This window comes from Nocardia sp. 149-1B (assembly GCF_057747975.1).
In genome coordinates, this window is sequence record NZ_CM173233.1 from 4,673,085 (window position 1) to 4,692,671 (window position 19,587).

The 19,587-nt window shown below is 73.0% G+C and carries 20 protein-coding genes; 11 read left to right on the forward strand and 9 right to left on the reverse strand.

The genetic code is table 11. The annotated features are described in order from the left end of the window. Positions 1 to 49: 49 nt before the first annotated feature. The 3 genes from AC3ANS_RS22365 to AC3ANS_RS22375 all read left to right on the forward strand — a co-directional run bounded on the left by AC3ANS_RS22365 (position 50) and on the right by AC3ANS_RS22375 (position 2,722). Positions 50 to 1,237: a S1C family serine protease gene (locus AC3ANS_RS22365; protein ID WP_488293772.1), complete on the forward strand. Its 1,188-nt coding sequence runs from the start codon at positions 50 to 52 to the stop codon at positions 1,235 to 1,237. 86 nt (positions 1,238 to 1,323) lie between these two features. Further along, complete coding sequence (locus AC3ANS_RS22370) at positions 1,324 to 1,929, forward strand: hypothetical protein (protein ID WP_488293773.1); 606 nt, start codon at positions 1,324 to 1,326, stop codon at positions 1,927 to 1,929. A 202-nt stretch (positions 1,930 to 2,131) separates the two neighbouring features. Beyond that, positions 2,132 to 2,722 (forward strand): hypothetical protein, encoded by a 591-nt coding sequence (locus AC3ANS_RS22375; protein ID WP_488293774.1) that lies wholly within the window; start codon positions 2,132 to 2,134, stop codon positions 2,720 to 2,722. Here the strand turns inward: AC3ANS_RS22375 and AC3ANS_RS22380 are convergent. Then, positions 2,635 to 3,120: a PGPGW domain-containing protein gene (locus AC3ANS_RS22380; RefSeq protein WP_488293775.1), complete on the reverse strand. Its 486-nt coding sequence runs from the start codon at positions 3,118 to 3,120 to the stop codon at positions 2,635 to 2,637. The two genes, AC3ANS_RS22375 and AC3ANS_RS22380, sit on opposite strands and share 88 nt — an antisense overlap. A 56-nt stretch (positions 3,121 to 3,176) precedes the next feature. On the opposite strand from AC3ANS_RS22380, the gene AC3ANS_RS22385 reads away from it, so the two are divergent. Continuing rightward, complete coding sequence (locus AC3ANS_RS22385) at positions 3,177 to 3,869, forward strand: acyltransferase (protein WP_488293776.1); 693 nt, start codon at positions 3,177 to 3,179, stop codon at positions 3,867 to 3,869. 4 nt (positions 3,870 to 3,873) lie between these two features. Here the strand turns inward: AC3ANS_RS22385 and AC3ANS_RS22390 are convergent, their stop codons facing one another. From AC3ANS_RS22390 to AC3ANS_RS22400, 3 genes are all read right to left on the reverse strand, one after another. Next, positions 3,874 to 4,536 carry a hypothetical protein gene (locus AC3ANS_RS22390; RefSeq protein ID WP_488293777.1) on the reverse strand — a complete coding sequence of 221 codons (663 nt, stop codon included), beginning with the start codon at positions 4,534 to 4,536 and terminating at the stop codon, positions 3,874 to 3,876. A gap of 195 nt (positions 4,537 to 4,731) precedes the next feature. Beyond that, positions 4,732 to 5,409, reverse strand: a complete 678-nt coding sequence (gene npdG / locus AC3ANS_RS22395) for an NADPH-dependent F420 reductase (RefSeq protein ID WP_488293778.1) — start codon at positions 5,407 to 5,409, stop codon at positions 4,732 to 4,734. Between the two features lie 42 nt (positions 5,410 to 5,451). Next, entirely contained in the window at positions 5,452 to 6,018 is a 567-nt protein-coding gene (locus AC3ANS_RS22400; protein WP_488293779.1) for a TetR/AcrR family transcriptional regulator, read from the reverse strand. A 42-nt stretch (positions 6,019 to 6,060) separates the two neighbouring features. Between AC3ANS_RS22400 and AC3ANS_RS22405 the strand changes: the two genes are divergently transcribed. Beyond that, entirely contained in the window at positions 6,061 to 7,230 is a 1,170-nt protein-coding gene (locus AC3ANS_RS22405) for an acyl-CoA dehydrogenase family protein (RefSeq protein WP_488293780.1), read from the forward strand. Here AC3ANS_RS22405 and AC3ANS_RS22410 read toward each other — a convergent pair. From AC3ANS_RS22410 to AC3ANS_RS22420, 3 genes are all read right to left on the reverse strand, one after another. Beyond that, a complete protein-coding gene (locus tag AC3ANS_RS22410; RefSeq protein ID WP_488293781.1) occupies positions 7,220 to 8,197 on the reverse strand; it encodes an alcohol dehydrogenase catalytic domain-containing protein in 978 nt (325 codons plus the stop codon). The genes AC3ANS_RS22405 and AC3ANS_RS22410 overlap by 11 nt on opposite strands. A 4-nt stretch (positions 8,198 to 8,201) precedes the next feature. Next, the gene (locus AC3ANS_RS22415; RefSeq protein ID WP_488293782.1) at positions 8,202 to 9,035 is read right to left on the reverse strand and encodes an alpha/beta fold hydrolase; all 834 of its coding nucleotides are present in this window, start codon (positions 9,033 to 9,035) and stop codon (positions 8,202 to 8,204) included. A gap of 76 nt (positions 9,036 to 9,111) precedes the next feature. Next, positions 9,112 to 11,865 (reverse strand): helix-turn-helix transcriptional regulator, encoded by a 2,754-nt coding sequence (locus AC3ANS_RS22420; protein ID WP_488293783.1) that lies wholly within the window; start codon positions 11,863 to 11,865, stop codon positions 9,112 to 9,114. 201 nt (positions 11,866 to 12,066) lie between these two features. Between AC3ANS_RS22420 and AC3ANS_RS22425 the strand changes: the two genes are divergently transcribed. From AC3ANS_RS22425 to AC3ANS_RS22445, 5 genes are all read left to right on the forward strand, one after another. Next, complete coding sequence (locus tag AC3ANS_RS22425; RefSeq protein WP_488293784.1) at positions 12,067 to 12,456, forward strand: hypothetical protein; 390 nt, start codon at positions 12,067 to 12,069, stop codon at positions 12,454 to 12,456. A gap of 60 nt (positions 12,457 to 12,516) precedes the next feature. Further along, on the forward strand, positions 12,517 to 13,116 hold the full coding sequence (locus AC3ANS_RS22430) for a dihydrofolate reductase family protein (protein WP_488293785.1): 600 nt from the start codon (positions 12,517 to 12,519) through the stop codon (positions 13,114 to 13,116). Positions 13,117 to 13,194: 78 nt separating this feature from the next. Then, positions 13,195 to 15,987 carry an alpha-amylase family glycosyl hydrolase gene (locus AC3ANS_RS22435; protein WP_488293786.1) on the forward strand — a complete coding sequence of 931 codons (2,793 nt, stop codon included), beginning with the start codon at positions 13,195 to 13,197 and terminating at the stop codon, positions 15,985 to 15,987. 92 nt (positions 15,988 to 16,079) lie between these two features. Beyond that, complete coding sequence (locus tag AC3ANS_RS22440; RefSeq protein WP_488293787.1) at positions 16,080 to 16,283, forward strand: hypothetical protein; 204 nt, start codon at positions 16,080 to 16,082, stop codon at positions 16,281 to 16,283. Positions 16,284 to 16,344: 61 nt separating this feature from the next. Next, entirely contained in the window at positions 16,345 to 17,349 is a 1,005-nt protein-coding gene (locus AC3ANS_RS22445) for a LacI family DNA-binding transcriptional regulator (protein ID WP_488293788.1), read from the forward strand. 2 nt (positions 17,350 to 17,351) lie between these two features. Here AC3ANS_RS22445 and AC3ANS_RS22450 read toward each other — a convergent pair whose 3' ends face one another. Continuing rightward, complete coding sequence (locus AC3ANS_RS22450) at positions 17,352 to 17,498, reverse strand: DUF1059 domain-containing protein (RefSeq protein WP_488293789.1); 147 nt, start codon at positions 17,496 to 17,498, stop codon at positions 17,352 to 17,354. A gap of 45 nt (positions 17,499 to 17,543) precedes the next feature. Between AC3ANS_RS22450 and AC3ANS_RS22455 the strand changes: the two genes are divergently transcribed. Next, positions 17,544 to 17,867, forward strand: coding sequence for a LapA family protein (locus tag AC3ANS_RS22455; RefSeq protein WP_488293790.1), 324 nt, complete (start codon positions 17,544 to 17,546; stop codon positions 17,865 to 17,867). Here AC3ANS_RS22455 and AC3ANS_RS22460 read toward each other — a convergent pair. After that, positions 17,864 to 19,519: a sensor histidine kinase gene (locus AC3ANS_RS22460; RefSeq protein WP_488293791.1), complete on the reverse strand. Its 1,656-nt coding sequence runs from the start codon at positions 19,517 to 19,519 to the stop codon at positions 17,864 to 17,866. The two genes, AC3ANS_RS22455 and AC3ANS_RS22460, sit on opposite strands and share 4 nt — an antisense overlap. Between the last annotated feature and the right edge of the window lie 68 nt (positions 19,520 to 19,587).

Genomic DNA, 19,587 nt, shown 5'->3' on the forward strand with positions numbered 1-19,587 from the left:
CACAGCCCGCTCCGACCGGGCTTGCAGGTCGCCCGAGTCCACTGAGGTCATGGACACCCAGACCTCCGCACCGGCTCCCGTCCCCTCCGACCCGCCCTCGCCTCCTGGGCGTCGCCGGGTCTGGAGCAGCACGCTCGCCGGCGCCGTCGCCGGCAGCGTCCTCGCCGCCTCCGTGGCTGTCCCCGCCACCTGGGTGGCGCTGCGCACCGACGACTCCGCCTCGGCCGCGCAGTCGAGCGCCGGTACGTCGGGCAACGGCCTGGCTCTCGCCCCCCAGCCGCCCTCGTGGAGCCAGGGCTCCCCCGGCTCCGGCGCGGGGACGGGCACCGACACGGCCACCGGCACCGCGGCGACGACCGACCAGTCGCACGGGGTGGTGCTCATCGAGACCACCCTCACCGACGGCGAGGCGGCCGGCACCGGCCTGGTGATCGGCGCCGACGGCCTGGTCCTCACCAACTACCACGTGGTCGAGGGATCCACGTCCGTCACCGTGACGGTCGCGACCACCGGCGCGACGTACGACGCCCGGGTCCTCGGGTTCGACGCGACCGCCGACGTCGCCCTGCTCCAGCTCGACGGCGCCTCGGGACTCGACGTGGTCGACGTCGACGACGACGGCGACCCGGCGGTCTCCGACAGCGTCACCGCCGTCGGCAACGCCGAGGGCCAGGGATCGCTCTCCGCCTCGACCGGCACCGTGACCGCCCTCGACCAGTCGATCACCACGGCGGCCACGTCGGTCACCGAGGGCGAGGACCTCACCGGGCTCATCGAGATGGACGCCTACGTCGTCGGCGGCTACTCCGGTGGCGCCCTGCTCGACGACGAGGGCGAGGTCGTGGGCATCACGACGGCCGCCTCCCAGGCGGGGCCGACCGAGAGCTACGCCGTGCCGATCGAGGATGCCCTGGCCGTGGCCGAGCAGATCGAGTCCGGTGACGAGACCGCCGGCGTGCAGATCGGCGCGACGGCGTACCTCGGCGTCGGCGTCGTGGAGGACGCGAGCGGTCTGGGCGTGGTGCAGGTCGAGTCCGGGACCGCGGCGGCGGCCGCGGGCCTGGAGAGCGGGGACCTGCTCACCGCGGTGGGTGGCTCGCCGGTGACCTCCCTCGACAGCCTGCGGGCGGCGCTGGCGACCTACCAGCCGGGCGACCGGGTGGTGCTCCGGTGGACCGGGCGCGACCGTTCGGGGCACCGCGCCGCGGTCACCCTCGGCGCGTCGCCGATCGCCTGAGGACGACGAGGGGCCCGCGGTCCAGACCTCTTATTAAACACGAGAATTTCCGTGACAAATAGGGGGTGGTGCCTTCTACTGGTGCCATGGAGAGCGCTATGGGGGGCTCCTCGGCCGTTGCAGCCGAGGAGTGGACAGCACGACACCTGGCCCTGGTGCACCACGTGGTCACCGAGATGCTCCGGCGAGTTCCGGAGTCGGTCACACGAGACGAGCTCACCGCCGCCGGGCTGGCCGCCCTGACGGCGGCGAGCCGCGAGTACGAGCCGGCGGTCCACGGTGACGTCCACCGGTACGCCGGGGACCGGATCCGGGCCGCGGTCGTCGACGCGCTGCGTTCGATCGATTGGCAGGCGCGCGCCCGGTGGTCGAGGCCGGCACCCGATCGCAGCCGGTTGGGTGCGGTGCACGCCGCGCTCGCCGCACTGCCCGGCAAGCAACGCGCGGTGGTCGAGGGCTACTTCCTGGACCAGCGAGCGGTGCCCGACCTGGCGGCCGAGCTGGAGCTCGACGAGCAGGAGCTCGCCCGCCTGCGCACCGACGCGCTGCGGACCCTGCGGCACTCGCTCGCCCCGGCACTCGAGTCGATCGCTCAGCACGACCCACCCGCCACGGGTCGGCGGCACCGGGTCTCCGCGGGTCCCTCGCCTGCAACAGCCGGACGCCAGGCCCGCCGGGTCGACGTTGCCTAGTGCCGCGTCTCGGAGGTTGTCGACCGGTCGGCGTTCTGAGGGTGGGTGCCTCGCCAGAAGCCGGGCGGGGCGCACCGATCCGAGCGTCGATGCACCGACTCACGGTCGTGATCGCCAGTCGCTGGCACCCGCCCCGATCATTTCCGGACGAATCCGACCGAAGCCCTGACCCGACGCCGAGTCGTGGCCTCCAATAGACGGCATGGAGGAGACCGTGGGGGGATCCTCGGATGCGCACGTCGCAGACCGAGCAGCACAGCACGCACAGCTGGTGGAGCACGTCGTCGCCGAGACCATGCGCCGGGTGCCGGCGTCGGTGACGCGCGAGGAGCTCATGTCCTCGGGGCTGGCCGCACTCGCCGCGGCGAGCCGCGCGCACGAGGACGCCGACGGGAACTTCACCCGGTTCGCGTCAGCGCGGATCCGCGCGGCCGTGGTCGACACGCTCCAGGCGATCGACTGGCAGGCGCGGGGACAGCACCGGCGCGAGCCCGTCTCCTCCGCCCGCCTCAGCCAGGTGCAGCAGGCGGTCACGATGCTCTCGGGCGACCGGCGCGCGGTGATCGAGGGGTACTTCCTCGACCAGCGCTCGCTGCCGGACCTGGCTGCCGACCTCGAGGTCGACGAGCAGCAGGTCGCGCACCTGCGCACCGACGCGCTGCTCGCCCTGCGCCGTACGCTCGGGCCGGTGTTCGCGGCTGACGCTCAGCCGTCGCCGTCGCCGTCGCCCTCGCCGTCGCGGTCGTCGGGCAGCTCGGGCACCGGCTCACCGCGCACCCTGAACCTGCGGTAGCTGTAGACGATCAGACCGATCGCGATCAGACCCGAGGCGACCTGGGTCACGCCGGTCGCGGCGCCGCCCGGCAACCACCAGCGCTCGGACAGCGGCCACCACCCCGGCGCCTCGGGGCCCCAGACCCAGAGGACCCCGCAGGCGATCAGACCGATCGCCACGGCGGTCGAGAACGTGATCCGCATCCAGTTCTCGACGCTCTCCGCGGCGCCGCGCAGCGCACGGACCTTGACCGGCTCGAGGCGCCGCTCGGCCCACTCGTACTCCTGCGAGAGGATCACCAGGCCGGCGAAGATCATCAGCAGACCCGGTCCCGGGAGGACGAGGGCGGCGATCCCGGCAACCACCAGGACCCACCCGAGGACCTCCAGCGCGACCCGGCGCACGACCGCCTTCATGCCCAGAACTCTGACAGACCGAGCCAACGCGTGCCCGACGGGCTAGCGTCACGCCCGTGAAGCCGCTCACCCGCGCCGTCGACCGCGTCCTCAACCGGGGCGTGCACGCCGCCTGGCGGTGGTTGGACCGGGCGGGCGAGATCGTGCCCGGGACCCGGGCGGCAGCGGAGTTCGGCTCGTTCGGGACGGGCAGCTGCATCGACTTCCCGCCGGCGACACTGCTCAACTGCCGCTCGATCCACATCGGGTCCGGCGTGCTCATCGGCCGCCACGCGACGCTCTCGGTGGGGTACGGCGCGGACGACCCGCACCTCCCCGAACGGGCGCTGGTGGTCGGTGACCGCTCGATGCTCGGCGCCCGGGTCAGCATCACCGCGCACGCGTCGATCACCATCGGCGAGGCCGTCTTCTTCGGGCAGAACGTGTTCGTCACCGACGCCAGCCACGGCTACCAGGACCCGGCCCGCCCGATCGGGGAGCAGTTCGGCCTGCACCAGCCGGTCTCGATCGGCTCCGGGTCCTGGATCGGGCACGGTGCGGTGATCCTGCCCGGCGCCCGGATCGGTCAGAACGTCGTGGTCGCCGCCGGCTCCATCGTCCGCGGCGAGGTCGAGGACTTCGCGATCGTCGCCGGCAACCCGGCGCGCGTCGTACGCCGACTGGAGCCGGACGTCGGCTGGGTCGACTCCCGAGGTGGCGTCCGTCCCGTCCTCGAGGGCCTGTTCGGCGGCCTCGACGGCACCGCCTGAGAGGTCAGGCGACGAGGCTGAGGTCCTCGCGACTGACGTCGGGGTCGAGCGGCGCGGGCAGCGGGACCAGCCGGGCGTGCACGTGGTCGGGGATCGTGATGCGCAGCAGGATGGCCAGCGAGCCGATCGTGGCGACCGCCGCGTAGATCAGGTTCGCGTCGATGTCGGCGAGCAGGCCGTATGCGCCGGCGAGCAGCGCGTCGACGATCATCATCGCCCACGCGGACGCGGCGATCGCGGACACGTCATGGCTGCGCCACGCCGTCAGCGCGGCCGGCGTCACCAGGAGCGCCACGGAGCAGCCGAGGATGACGGTCGCCGGCCCCGAGCCGATCCACGACGTCGACAGCGCGGCCAGGCTGAGGGTGACCAGCCAGACGACGGGCAGCCAGAGCCGTTCACGGGAGCCACCGCGCAGCCAGGCGAGCACGGCGGCGCCCGCGGTGGCGGGGACGGCGACCGCGGCCGGCAGGGCGACCCAGATCTCGCGCTCGTGCACGCCGAACACCGTCCACGCGACGCCGCTGATCGTCGAGTTCGCGAGCGCCGCGATGCTCACGCCGGTGGCGGTGCTCATCCGGCGGAGCTTGCGGAACTGCGGGACGGTGTAGCCGGCCGCGAGGAGGGTGCCGGCGAGGCCGACGAGGGTGGCAAGAGAGAGGGTCACTGCTGTCCGTGCTTCTAGCGCTGGCGCGCGAACGTACGACGCGACCGAGGGCACCCAGTGCGCCGGCCGCGTCGTGATGGTGGATCTGTAGGTGCTGCTACAGGAAGATTACCTGTTCAACGAACCTGTTTCGGCCGATATTCCAGCCCGGACCCCTCGATGGCCGGGTGATCTTCGGCACACGAGGGGCGCAAGTCAGATGTCGGTGACCCGCACACCCGCGTGCGCCTTGTACCGGCGGTTGACGCTGATCAGGTTCGCGGTGAGCGCCTCGACCTGGTGGGCGTTGCGCAGCCGGCCACCGAAGACGCCTCGCACGCCCGGGATCGTGTCGCACAGGTCCTGGACCAGGTCGGTCGCCTCCCGCACGTCGCCGAGCACGAGCACGTCGGTGTCGACCGAGGTGACCTCGGGGTCCTCGAGCTTGACCGCGCTGACGTTGTGGAACGCCCCGACCACCGTGCTCTCGGGCAGCAACGCCTGGGCCTGCTGCGCGGCCGAGCCCTCCTCGACCACCAGCGCGAACGCGCCCTGCTTGTCGAAGCCGAGCGGGTTCACGCAGTCGACGACGACCTTGCCCGTCAGCTCGCCGGCCAGGCCGGCGACCAGGTCCCCGTGGCCCTCCCACGGTACGGCGATCACGACGATGTCACCGGCCGCCGCAGCGCTCGCGTTGTCGGCGCCGGTCACCGCCCCGCCGGTGGCCGAGGCGAGCTCGGCCGCGGTGGCCTCGGCCCGCTCGGCGCTCCGGCTGCCGATCACCACCGGCAGCCCCGCGGCGGCGAACCGCCGTGCCAGGCCGCGCCCCTGGGGTCCGGTGCCGCCGAGCACGGCGACGGTCAGGTCAACGAGGGACTCGGGGAGGTTGCTCATGGCGTGCACTCTCTCAGGACGACGTCGGCCCCCGCGAGATGCTCAGGGAGTGGACCCGCCCACACCGTGCACGACGAGGTCGGCGAGCGCGCGGTACGCCGCCGCGTCGGCGAGCCCGGACCCCGCGGCGATCCGGCCACCCTGGATCGCGGTCATCACCTGGGCGACCGCGACGCCGACGAACCCGGCGTCCACGGGGCGCAACGATCCGGCCGCCACCCCGGCGCCCACGAGGTCCTGCACCCGCTCCGCGGCGAGCCGGGTGTTCGCCTCGTAGATCGCGGCCGCGGGCGCGTAGGCCTGGAGGTCGGCGTAGAACCGTTCGCCGGCGGGCGCCAGCTCCTCCGCGACGGCCGTGAGGTAGACCGCGAGCCGGGCGCCCGGGTCTGGCTCCGCGGCGACCTGCGCCTCGATCCGCTCCGTCGCGCGCCGGAAGAAGCCACGCACCGCTGCGAGCACCACCTGCTCCTTGGTCTCGGCGACCCGGTAGATCGTGCTCCGCGAGCAGCGCAGCCGGGCGGCCAGGTCGCCGATCCCGAACTCCAGAAAGCCCTCGGCGAGGAACAGCTCGATCAGCTCGTCGAGGAGCTGGTGGCGAGGGGGCGGCACGACGCTGACGCTATCAGTACCAGTCGGCGTAGTCTGGTACTCATGCCCGCATCTCGAATGCTGCCCACCGACGAGGCCGTCGACCTGATCGCCCTGGTCCGCCAGATCGCCGCCGAGGAGCTCGCGCCCCGCTCGGCCGAGGCCGAGGCGACCGAGACGTTCCCCCGCGACGTGTTCCGGATGCTCGGCCGCACCGGGCTCCTGGGGCTCCCCTACCCCGAGGAGCACGGCGGCGGCGGGCAGCCCTACGAGGTCTACCTCCAGGTGCTCGAGGAGGTGGGAGCGGTCTGGGCGAGCGTCGGCGTGGGCATCTCGGTGCACGCGCTGAGCTGCTTCGGCCTCGCGACCGCGGGCACCGACGAGCAGCGGGCCCGGTGGCTGCCCGACATGCTCGGGGGCGACCTGCTCGGCGCCTACTGCCTCTCCGAGCCGCACGCGGGCTCCGACCCCGCCGCGATGCGCACCCGCGCGCGCCGCGACGGCGACGACTACGTGATCAGCGGCGCCAAGGCCTGGACCACCCACGGCGGGCACGCCGACTTCTACAAGGTGATGGCGCGCACCGGCGACGGGCGCGGGGACATCTCCTGCTTCCTGGTCCCGGCCGACGCTCCCGGTCTCGAGGCGGACCCGCCCGAGCACAAGATGGGGCTCACCGGCTCGGCCACGGCGACGATGCGCTTCGACGACGTCCGGGTGCCCGCCGACCGGCTCCTCGGCGCCGAGGGCGACGGCCTGAAGATCGCGCTCGCCGGGCTCGACGCGGGCCGCCTCGGCATCGCGGCGGTCGCCACCGGTCTCGCCCAGGGGGCGCTGGACCGTGCGGTCGCCTACGCCCAGGACCGCGAGACGTTCGGTCAGCGGATCATCGACCACCAGGGCCTGGCCTTCGTGCTGGCCGACATGGAGGCGGCGGTGCAGTCCGCCCGGGCCACCACCCTCCACGCCGCCCGCCTCAAGGACTCCGGCCTCCCCTACGGACGCGAGGCCTCGGTCGCCAAGCTCGTGGCCACCGACAACGCGATGAAGGTGACCACCGACGCGGTCCAGGTGCTCGGAGGCTACGGCTACACCCGTGACTTCCCCGTCGAGCGCTACATGCGCGAGGCGAAGGTCATGCAGATCTTCGAGGGCACCAACCAGATCCAGCGGATGGTGATCTCGCGCTCGCTCGACCGCGGCACCGGGGGCGCCCTCACCGTCACACCCTGACCACCACCTTGCCGGCGGGCACGCCCCGGGCGACCTCGTCGAGCCCGAGGCCGGCATCGGCCAGGTCGTAGCTGCTGTGGATGATCGGCCGCAGGCGGCCCGCGTCGGCGAGCGCGGCCACCTGGGCGAGGATCCGTCCGTGGGCCGCTCGGCCCTCCCCGGTCAGCAGCGGCAGCAGCGTGAAGACGCCGGAGTAGCTCGCGCCACGGAAGGACAGCGGCGCCAGCGCGTGGGTCCCCCATCCCAGGCTGCTCACGACCCGGCCGGTGTAGCGCTTGACGGCCACGAACGACCGGTCGAGGTTGGCTCCTCCGAGCGTGTCGAGGACGACGTCGAAGCCGTGCCCGCCGGTGTGCTCGCGCACGTACTCCTCGACGCCCACGTGCTCGTAGTCGATCGGCACCGCCCCGAGCCGCTGGATCGTCTCGCCCTGGGTGAGCCGGGCGGTCGCCCACACCCGCGCCCCGCGGGCCGCCGCGAGCTGGATGGCCAGGTGCCCGACCCCACCCGCGCCCCCGTGCACGAGGACGTCGTCACCCTCGCCCACCCCGGCCCGGTCGACCAGGCCCTCCCACGCGGTGATGATCGCGAGGGGTACGACGGCCGCCTCCTCCATCGACCACGTGGCCGGCTTGTGCGCCAGCAGGTCGGCGTCGACGGCGGCGTACTCCGCGAGCCCGCCCTGCACGCCTCCGACACCGCCGATCATCCCGAACACCTCGTCGCCGGCCGCGAACCCACGCACGTCCGGGCCGACAGCCTCCACCGTCCCGGCGGCGTCGAGACCCAGGACCGCGGGCGGCTGCACCTGCGCGTGGGCTGCCTCGCCGGCCGCGATCTTGGTGTCGAGCGGGTTGAGCCCGGCCGCGGCGATCCGCACCAGGACCTCACCGGCGGCCGGCTCCGGGGTGGGCAGCTCGGTCAGCCGGAGCGGCTCACCGAAGGCCGGGAGCACCTGGGCGCGCACGCCCTCAGGCCTTCAGGAAGTCGAGCAGCGCCGGGTTGACGATCTCCGGGTGCGTCCAGGCGATGTTGTGCGGACCATCCTCGACCGTCACGAACGTGAGACCGGGGATGAGCGCCGGCATCCGGGCCGCGGTGGACTCGTAGGGCAGGATCCGGTCGGAGTCGCCGTGCACCAGCAGCACCGGCACGTCGATGCGGGCGACGTCCTCGCGGAAGTCGGTGAGCCACGTGTCGACGCACGCGTACACCGCGTGCGGGCCGGCCTGCAGCGCCATCGCGAAGGCCGCCTGCCAGGCCGCCTCACTGATCCGGGTCCCGCCGAGCACGTCGACGTTGAAGAAGTTGTCGAGGAAGTCCTTGAAGTACGCCGGGCGGTCGGCCGCGATCGCGGCCTTGATGCCCTCGAACACCTCGCGGTCCACGCCCTCGGGGTTGTCCTCGGCCTTGAGCAGGTACGGCGGGACCGTGGCCATCAGTGCGGCCCTGCTGATCCGGTCGGAGCCGTGCCGCCCGAGGTAGCGGACCACCTCGCCGGTGCCCATCGAGAATCCGACGAGCGCGACGTCGCGCAGGTCGAGGTGCTCGAGCAGTGCGTGCAGGTCGTCGGCGAACGTGTCGTAGTCGAACCCGATCGTGGTGTGGCTGGACTCCCCGAAGCCGCGGCGGTCGTAGGAGATGACGCGGTAGCCGGCCTCGAGCAGCGCGCGCTCCTGCTTGTCCCAGGACCGCCCGTCCAGCGGGAAGCCGTGGATGAGCACCACGGGCTGTCCGGAGCCGTGGTCCTCGAAGTGGATCTCGATGTCGTGGCCGTTCTCCTGGCCGACGGTGAGCTTGGTCATCGCGGTGCCTCCTGGCTGCGGGGTTGGAGCGGCCAGTCTTCGACGGTGCCCGGGCCCCGAGCATCAGTCGGATGACCTATCCGACTCCACCCGGCTGACGCACCGACTGCTCGGTCAGCGCGTCGCGCAGTGCCGCCCGCGAGGTGACGCCGAGCTTGGGGAACGCCCGGTAGAGGTGCGCGCCGACCGTCCGCGGCGAGAGGAACAGTCGCTCCCCGATCTCGCGGTTGCTCAGGCCCGCCGCGGCCAGCTGGGCGACCTGTAGCTCCTGGGGCGTCAGGCCGGGCTCGGCGCCGGCGACCCGGTGCCGACCCGTGGCCCTGAGCGCGACCTCGGTCCGCTCCCGCCACGGCACGGCGTCGAGCCGGTCGAAGAGCTCACCGGCCCGCTCCAGGTGCGGGCGTGCACGCCGCATCGCGCGGTCGAGCCGCAGCCGCTCGCCGTACGCCAGCTCGACCCGCGCCAGGTGGAAGGGCCAGCGCAGGGAATCGGGGTCGTCGACGATGCGGTCGAAGGCCTCGTGCGCGCCCGCGGGCGCCACCAGCGCGGCCGCGGCGGCGGCGTCGAACGCCAGCCGGGGCGAGAGGTGGGCGAGCGTCGTCGCGGCCGCCGCGTGCCGGTGCGCGTGGTCGGAGTTCGCGCTGCGGACCGCGGCCTCCACGACGTCGAGGACGTTCCAGAGCACGGCCTGCACGTACGGCGGGAGGTCGCCGGGCTGCGCGATCGTGGCGTACGCCGCGTGCGCCTCGGCGTACCGACCCCGGCTGAGCGCGGCAAGGCCGTCGGTGTTGGCGGCGAACCCGCGGGCCACCAGCATCTGCCGCGGGACCGGCCAGGGCAGCAGTCGCTCGCGCACGTCTGCCAGGTAGGCCGCGTCACCACGCGCCGCCGCGATCAGCATCTTGGGGTTGAGCATGCCCCACTCGAGGAGCCGGTAACCGTGGTCGACACACAGCGCGATGCCGTCGTCGGCGAGCGATCCGGCCTCCTCCCACCTGCCTTCGTGGAAGGCCGTCATCGCCTGCATCACGAGCGCCTGCGCCGCGAGGGGGACCGGTCCGCCGGCGCGCCCGGCGCGTGCCACCCGGTCCAGGGCGGCAGCCGGCACCCGGTCTAGGTAGTGACCGGCGATCGCGACGTCCAGCACCTGCACGGGGTTGTCGCTGCCCTCGACGGCGGACACCAGCTCCTCGAGCTCGACGAGGTGCCGGCTGGTCGTGCGGGCGGGGTCGGCGAACGTCACGGCCGCGAGCCGCTGCTCGGGGCGGAGGAGGTCGGCCCACCGTTCGACGGCGTCCTCGAACGCCGCCCAGAGGTCCGCCCGGCCACCGAAGGCGCAGACCAGCATCAACGTGCGGACCGCTTCGCCCACCACGGCCGGATCCGCGCGTTCGGGGCGCACCGCGGCAAGCGCCCGGACCAGCATCCGGTGCGCGGTGTCGACGTCACCGTCGTCGCTGTTGAGCAGGTGGGCGGCCGCCGCGACCGCGACCTGGAGCGTGTTCGCGACGTCGGGGTCGACGCCGCTCGCCTCGTCCAGCAAGGCCCTCGCGCAGGCCAGCGTGCCGTTGACGTTGGCGCCGAGGTACGCCGCGGCGGCGAGGCGCCGGCCACGGTCGGCCGGCACCGAGGTCAGGTCGGCGGCCCGCAGCAGCACCGCCACCGCACGCCTCACCTCGCCGCGGGCGCTTGCCGACTCCGCCACCCCGTCGAGGAGGCCGGCGACGTCGTCGTCGAGTCCCAGCGCCGCGTCGGCGAGGTGGAGAGCGCGTACGCCGGGATCGGTCGCCAGCTGCGCGAGGCGCCGGTGGGCCGCCCGGCGCTCGGGAGCGGAGGCCAGGTCGACCACGGCCGCCCTGATGAGGGGGTGCGCGAAGCTCAGCCTGCCGGCACGGGCATCGACCGACACGAGTCCGGCCTCCTCCGCCGGGCCGAGGTCGGCCGCGGAGCCGGCGACGACCCGCATCAGCTCGGCATCGTTGCCGTGGTGGAGCGCCGCGAGGAGGAGCAGCCGACGGCTGGGGGCCGACAGCGCGGCGACCCGGTCGGCGAACAGTCGGCGCAACCGGTCGTTGAGCGGCAGGGTGCTGGGGAGCGTGTCGGCGGCCGACTCCTGGTCGGCGGTCAACCCGCGCGGCAGCTCGATGAGCGCGAGGGGGTTCCCGTCCGCGTCCGCCACGAGGCGCCGGCGGACGACGGGATGCAGGCGCGGATAGTAGGTCCGCAGGAGACCGTCCGCGTCCTCGTCCGAGAGCCTCGGGAGCTCGAGGACCGGCACCGAGCCGGGGTCGAAGCCCGGCTCGTCGCCGGGCCGCTGGGCGAGGAGCAGCGCGACACCGGAACCATCGAGGCGGCGGGCCAGCACGCTGAGCAGGAGCGCGGAGTCGCGGTCGACCCACTGCACGTCGTCCACCACCATCAGCAGCGGCCCGTCCCGGCGGATCCGGCGCACGAGGTCCAGCGTCGCCGTCGTCAGCTGCAGGAGCTCGGGACGTCGCCCCGGATCGAGCCCGAGGACGGCCCGCAGCACGGCGGCATCGTGTCCGGGCAGCTCCTCGAAGCACCCGGCGACCGGCAGCAGCAGCTGGTGCAGCCCGGCGTACGCCACGTCCGCCTCGAACTCGACGCCCGACGCCCGCAGCACCCGGGCACCCGGCCGTGCCGCGGCGGCTCGCCCGACCGACCGGAGCAGGGCCGACTTGCCCATGCCCGCATCGCCCGTGACGAGGCGGACGCCGCCGGACACGGCCGCCGTCTCCAGGAAGCCGGTCAGCTCGGCGAGCTCGCGGTCCCGGCCGACCAGCACCGGATCGGCACGATCAGGCAACATGGCGCGGCTCCTCAGCACCCCCGAGGCGTGTCAGTCGGTCGAACGGACGCTAGCGCCGGCCGCGAGCCGGCCGACATCGCGCACCGACCGGTCTAGTCCACCAGGCGACGGTTCGCAGTGCGGTCGATCGACTGATGCTGCCCGGCCGGCGGGACGCGAAGGTCGGACCCGACCAGCACCGGCCGACCCGAGGAGACACCCATGACCGAGACGCTCGAAGTGACCGTCCTGCGCCCCGCGCAGGGGCTCACCGCAACCGACTTCGTCGCCGCCAACGACGACATCGACGACTACCTCCGGCGGCAACCGGGGTTTTTGTGGCGCCGGATCGCCGAGACCGGCGACGGGCGGGTCATCGACATCGTCGCCTACGACACTCCCGCGCACGCTCGCTCGGGCGCGGCCGGCATCACCGGTGAGATGGCGTCCTCTCCGGTCCACGACGCGATCGACCACGCCACCGTCGACTGGCAGATCACCACGGTGCTCCACCATGTCGTCGGCGAGGTCGTCGGCGAGGTCGTCGGCGAGGTCGTCGGCGAGGTCGTCGGCGAGCCGACCACGGCGGACCGCGCCGCACCGGCGCGATGACTTCCACAGCGCCGGCCGGTCTGCCTGACTGACGATCACGCTTCAACCCGGGAGGCGCTCATGAGCAAGGTCATCGCCGCCATCACCACCTCGGTGGACGGCTACGTCACGGGTCCCGACGACGGTCCCGAGCGCGGGCTGGGTGCCGGTGGCGAGCGCCTGCACTATTGGGTGATGGGCGGTCCCTGGACCTACGCCGGCGGCCACGACACCGACGGGATGCACGGACCCGACCGGGACTTCTTCGACACGCTGACCGCCGGCCTGGGTTGCGGCATCGTCGGTCGGGGGATGTACGACGCCGCCGGCGGGTGGGGCGGCACCAACCCCTTCCCGGGGCCACTGGTCGTGCTCACCCACCGCACCGCGGACCAGCCGGACCCGAGCGCGGGGTTCGTGTTCGTCGACGGCTTCGATGCCGCGCTCGCCCGGGCGCGCGAGCTCGCGGGCGGCGCGGCGGTCTCGCTGGGCGGTGGTGGCGACCTGATCCGCCAGGGGCTCGCCGCCGGCGTGGTCGACGAGCTCGCGATCTCCACGGCGCCCGTGGTGCTGGGCGCCGGGAAGCGGCTGTTCGACGGCTTCGACCACGACCTCGACTTCGAGGTCCTCGGCACCTGGAGCTCGCCGTACGCCACCCACGTCCGGTACGCCGTGAGGTGACCCGGCTTGCCGCCCGACGGCGCCGCGATCTAGGTTGCACGCAGCCTGTGATCGAGATCACGTCCTCGGGAGGGACTCATGCGCCTGCTGCACGCCACACCCCTGGCCACCGTCCTCGGGACCGTCGTCGGCTCCGTCCTCAGCGTGGGGATCGCCGCGCCGCACGCGGACGCCGCCGCGCCGGAGCACGGCCGCAGCCCGGGCGGCCACCCCTCGGCGTACGCCCAGCACGCCCCCCGGCCCGGGCTCACCGGGCAGGACTTCTACTTCGTGATGGGCGATCGGTTCGAGAACGGCGACCCCACCAACGACCAGGGTGGCCTGAGCGGCGGTCGTGACGTCACCGGCTTCGACCCCACCAGCAAGGCGTTCTACAACGGCGGGGACCTGAAGGGTCTCCGCTCGCGGCTCGACTACATCCAGGGCCTCGGCACCGACGCCATCTGGCTGACCCCGATCTTCAAGAACAAGGCCGTGCAGCTCGAGGACGGCCCCTCGGCGGGCTACCACGGCTACTGGATCACCGACTTCACCCGGGTCGACCCCCACCTCGGCACCAACGCCGACCTCACCGCGCTGGTCAAGGCTGCCCACGACCGCGGGATGAAGGTCTTCTTCGACATCATCACCAACCACACCGCCGACGTGATCGGCTACGACCAGGGCGACCGGACGGCGTACGTCTCCAAGGACGCGGTGCCCTACCGCGACGCGAGCGGCAAGCCGTTCGACGACCGCGACTACGCCGGCAGCTCGACGTTCCCCGCGCTCGACCCGGCCACGTCGTTCCCCTACACCCCGAAGCTCGACCCCGGCGAGGAGGACCTCAAGGTCCCGGCCTGGCTCAACGACGTCTCGAACTACCACAACCGGGGCAACACCACCTTCACCGGCGAGGACAGCCAGTACGGCGACTTCTTCGGCCTCGACGACCTGTTCACCGAGAAGCCGGCCGTGGTGAACGGGATGATCGACATCTACCGCAGCTGGGTCGACGACTTCGGCATCGACGGCTTCCGCATCGACACCATGAAGCACGTCAACGACGAGTTCTGGCAGCGGTTCGGGCCGGCCATGCAGCGGATCGCGGCCGCGGACGGCAACCCCGACTTCTTCATGTTCGGCGAGGTCGCGCTCGACGGCAGCGACGCGGGCACCAAGGCGTTCACGTCGCACTACACGACCCACGACCGGATGCAGGCCGTCCTCGACTTCCCGTTCCAGGACGCTGCCCGCGGGTTCGCCTCCCGGGGTCTCGACGCCGGCAACCTCGCGTCGTTCTTCCGCAACGACGACTGGTACACCGACCGGGACTCCAACGCCTACTCGCTCCCGACGTTCCTCGGCAACCACGACATGGGCCGGATCGGGCACTTCCTCCAGGCCGACAACCCCGGCGCTGACGACACCGAGCTGCTGTCCCGCGACCTGCTCGCCCACGAGCTCATGTACTTCTCGCGCGGCAACCCGGTCGTCTATTACGGCGACGAGCAGGGCTTCACCGGGGCAGGCGGCGACCAGCTCGCCCGGCAGACGATGTTCGCCAGTCAGGTTCCCGAGTACCAGGCCGACCACCAGATCGGCACCGACCGCACCGGCGCCGATGACAACTTCGTCACCGACGGCCCGCTCTACCAGGCCATCCGCCGCCTGGCGGCCATCACCGACCGGCACCCTGCCCTGCGCTCCGGCGCCGAGCAGGTGCGCTACGCCTCGTCCGGACCCGGCGTCTTCGCGTTCTCCCGCATCGACCGCAGGCACCGGACCGAGTACGTCGTCGCGCTGAACAACAGCGAGGAGTCGCAGGCCGCCGCGGTCCCGACGTACCTGAAGCGGGGCGCCTTCGCCAAGGTGTACGGCGACGGGCCGGCGGAGCTGCGGAGCGATGCCTCCCGCCGCCTCGACGTGAGCGTGCCGGCGCTGTCCACGGTCGTCTACCGCTCCACCGACCAGATCCCGCTGGCGCGGCGCGCCCCCGCGATCGAGCTGGCCCGTCCGGCACCGTCCGCGGTGTCCCACGGCCGGATGGAGGTGCGGGCGGGCGTCCGGGGCAGCTCGTTCTACGAGGTGACCTTCCAGCAGCGGGTCGGCAGCGGGCCGTGGAAGACCATCGGCGTCGACGACAACGCGCCCTACCGCGTCTTCCCGGACGTCTCGGACCTGACTCCGGGCGCCCCGGTGAGCTACCGCGCGGCGGTGCTGGACAACGCCGGCCACACGCGCGGCTCGCAGGTGCGCACCACCCGGGTGCCGCGGACCGCGATCACGATGAGCGCCCCCACCGGTGGCGGCACGGTCAGCAACGTCGACCCGGTCACGGTGACCGCCACGGTCGACCCGGAGCGACCGCGGCAGTCGGTGGCGTTCGAGCGGAGCGTGGCCGGCGGCCCGTGGACCAGCCTCGGCACGGACAGCTCGGCTCCGGCGTACACGGTGACCGACGACGTCTCCGCCCTGCCGCTCGGCACCCAGGTCCGCTACCGGGCCACGCTGAGCGAGAGAGGGGTCGTCCAGGCCACGAGCGCCCCCGTGACGGTGACCACCGCGCAACCGAAGCCGGCGGTCGACTCGGTCACGGTGGCGGGCAGCCTGCAGTCCGAGCTCGGCTGCCCGGGCGACTGGCAGCCCGACTGCGCCGCCAGCCACCTGACGTTCGACCCCACCGACGGTCGCTGGCACGGCACGTTCACGCTGCCCGCGGGCGCTTACGAGTGGAAGGTCGCCATCGACGACTCCTGGGACGTCAACTACGGCGCGGGCGGAGCGGCGGGCGGCAGCAACCTGACACTCACCGTTCCTACCGGCGGCGCTGCCTACGTCTTCACCTGGGACCAGGTCACCCACGAGCCCTCGGTCGCGCCCGCGGGCTGATCGCTGCGGTCGTCGCGCCACTTGACCGGTAAAGGCCACCGCGCTACTGTATCGGTACAGACCTTTACCGGTACAGCCTCTCAGGAGCAGCCATGAACGACCTGATGTCCGCCCAGCTGGCCACCCAGCTCACCGCCGCCCACGTGCTCAGCGCCCGTCCCGACGCCCCGATCGTCCCCGACCCCGCGCCCCGGACGGCACGCACGGCGGGCCTGCGGGTCCGGCTCGCCGACGAGCTGCGCACCGTCGCCCGGTGGGTCGAGCCGCGGCCCACCAAGGCCTGCCAGCCGAGCTGATCTCGAGGTGTCGACCCGGACGCCTGGGCGGACCCGCGATACTGGGTCTGCCATGGCCAGGGTGACGCTCCAATCGATCGCCGACCGTGTCGGCGTCAGCCGGATGACGGTCTCGAACGCGTTCTCGCGCCCCGACCAGCTCTCCGCCGAGCTGCGAGAGCGCATCCTCGCGGCCGCGGACGAGCTCGGGTACGTCGGTCCCGACCCCGCGGCCCGGGCCCTGGCCCGCGGCCGCACCGGCTCGGTGGGACTGCTGCTCAACGACCGGCTCAGCGAGGCCTTCGAGGACGCGATCGCCTCGGAGTTCCTCGCCTCCGTCGCCGACGCACTCGCCGACAACGGCCTGGCGCTCACGCTCCTCACCCCGAGCTCCCGACCCGGCTTCGTGCCCTCGCGTGACGTCGCCATGGACGGTGCCCTGGTCTACATCTGCGAGCCCGACTCCACCGACCTCGGCTGGCTGGACCGCCGCGGTCTGCCTCAGGTATCGGTCGACCAGAACAAGCGCACCGGCGTGACGAGCGTCAACGTCGACGACCGCGGCGGTGCGCGAGCGGCCGCCCAGCACCTCGTCGACCTCGGGCACCGGCAGGTCGGCATCCTGACCCTGGAGCTCTCGGGCGGCCTGTCGAACAACTACCCCGCACGCGAGCGGATGCTCGGCTGGCGCGACGCCCTGGACGCAGCCGGCATCGACCCGGTCGTCGTCGGGGTGCCCTACCTCCCCGCCACCGCGGCTCACGACGTCGCGCACGACCTGCTCTCGCGGCCCGATCGCCCGACTGCGGTGGTGTGCTTCTCGGACGCCTTCGCCGCCGGCGTCCTGCGCGCCGCGGACGAGCTGGGCCTCGACGTGCCGGGCGACCTCTCGGTCGTGGGCTACGACGACAGCCCGCTGGCCCACTTCAGCCGGCCACCCCTCACCACCGTGCGCCAGGACGTCGCGAGCAAGGGCAGCTCCGCGGTCGACGCGGTCCTGGCGTCGATCGCCGGAACCCCTGCCCCGGACGTCCTGCTGCCGACCTCGCTCGTGGTCCGCGAGAGCACCGCACCCCCGTCGGCCTGACCTCAGGTCGCGATGAAGAGGATCTCGTCGCGGCCGTACTCCATGCCGGGGTGCTCCGCGGCCAGGTGTTGTCGGGTCAGCTCAACGAGCTCGTCCTCGTCAGCGCCCTTGATCACGGTGCCGCACGGGCAGGTCAGCCGGGTCTTCATGGCGCCAGGGTAGTTAGGTGCGCCCCGGCCGGGTACCTCGCTGGCATGACCGACACGCACCCCGAGCCCTCACCAGCCGCGCCGGCACCCGATCCGGGTCCCGACCCGTTGCGCGGCTCCCGCACCAGCGGGCTGTGGATGGGCGTGGTCGCGCTGTCCGTGCTGCTGGTCCTGCTGGTGGTGTTCATCGCTCAGAACACCCAGTCCGTGCACGTCTCGTTCCTCGCCTGGGACGGCGAGGCACCGCTCGCGGTCACCCTCCTGGTCGCGGCGGTCTCCGGCATCGTCCTGACCGGCGTCGCCGGGAGCCTGCGGATCTTCCAGCTGCGACGGCGCGTACGCCGCACCCGCCGCCACCCTGCCGCCTAGGCAGCCCTGGACCGCGGCACCTCGGGGAGCCACACACGGAACTCGGTTCCCTGTCCGAGCTGGCTCGCGACCTCGATGCGGCCGCCGTGGCTCTCGACGATCGCCTTGGTGATGCTCAGCCCGAGCCCGACTCCCTGGATCGCTGCCTCGGTGGCCGCGCGGGTGCGGTAGAAGCGGGTGAAGAGTCGCTCCAGGTCCGCCTCGGAGATGCCGATGCCGGTGTCCGCGACGCACAGTCCGACCCCGTTCGCGATCCGATCGACGGACGCTCGCACCCGCCCGCCCCGGGGGGTGAACTTGATCGCGTTGGACACCAGGTTGTCGACGAGCTGGCCGATCCGCCTCGGGTCCGCCACGACGAGGGCCGTGCTCGGACCGTCGTACTCCAGCGCGACCCCTCCTGCCCGGGCCATGGGCCCCGACGCCCGGACGCAGGCCTCGACCACGCGGGCCAGGTCGACCTGGGCGGGCGCGAGCGGGAGGAAACCGTCGACGTGGTGCGCCTCCTGCAGGAGCGCCTCGACCAGTGCGGTGAGCCGCTTGGTGTTGCGGTCGACGATGCGCAGCTTCGCCTCGACCGCCGGGTCGAGGTCGTCCTCCTCGAGCAGGATGCTCACGTAGCCGGCGATCGAGGTCAGCGGGGTGCGCAGCTCGTGCGAGACGTTCGCGACGAACTGGTCCTTCACGTCGAGGGCACGCATCAGGTCGGTGATGTCGGCGCACGCGAGCGCGCATCCCACGACCGCGCCTGACTCGTCTCGCGCCTGTCGCGCCGACACCGAGATCGCGCGGCGGGTCCACGGGTCGGCACCGGACCAGATCCGGTAGTCGTCGAACTCCTCCCCCCGCGCCGCGCGGGCGCTGGGGATCTGGTCCGGGCGGAGCAGGGTCTTGCCGTCGGCGGCGTACGTGTCGCCCGGCCACGTCGTGGCCTCGTCGGGCACGGAGAGCTTCACGTACTCCTCGTACTTGCGGTTCATCCCGACGAGCTCGCCGTTGCGGTCGAGCAGCATCAGGCCGACGTCGACGGCGTCGAAGACCTCCTGCGAGGTCAGGCGCTCGGTCTCGAGCATCGCGAGTGCGCCCCTCAGCTGTCGCTCCCCGTTCTCGGCACGCGTCAGGGCCGCTCGGGCGGCATCGAGGCTGGCCGAGACGGCCAGCGCCCCGAAACCGGCGACCAGCGGCAGCGGGACCAGACGCGAGAGCGCCTCGCCCTGCGCGCCGTGAGCCACGAGCCCCGGGATCGTGACCAGCACGAGCGTCGCGCCGACGCCGACCACGACCCCTCGGATCCGGTGCTGGCTGCCCAGCCACAGGGCGGGCAGGACGACCAGCAGTCCGGCCCCCCCGTCCTCGGGGCTCATGGAGCTGACCCCGGCGACCGCGATGTCGGCGACCGCGAGGATGGAGATCGCCGTGGTGGTTCGCCACGCGCGGGGGAGGGCCAGCACGATCAGCAGCAGCATGGCGGCCAGTGCGGCGCCCCGCAGCGGCCAGTTGCCCGGGCCCAATGGCACGCCTCCGGCCCGGCGGAGCAGCCGGTCGAGCACGACGAGCGCGGTGAACCCCGCCTGCAGCACCCGAGGGTCGGGCTCGCCGTCGATCCAGAGCAGGAGACGGAGGGCGCGCTGGAACGTGGCGTTGCCGTCCATCGCTCCCCCTGCCGCTCAGACCATGGCCGGTCCTTCCGACTCCACGGCGCCCCGATCGGCCGGTAGGG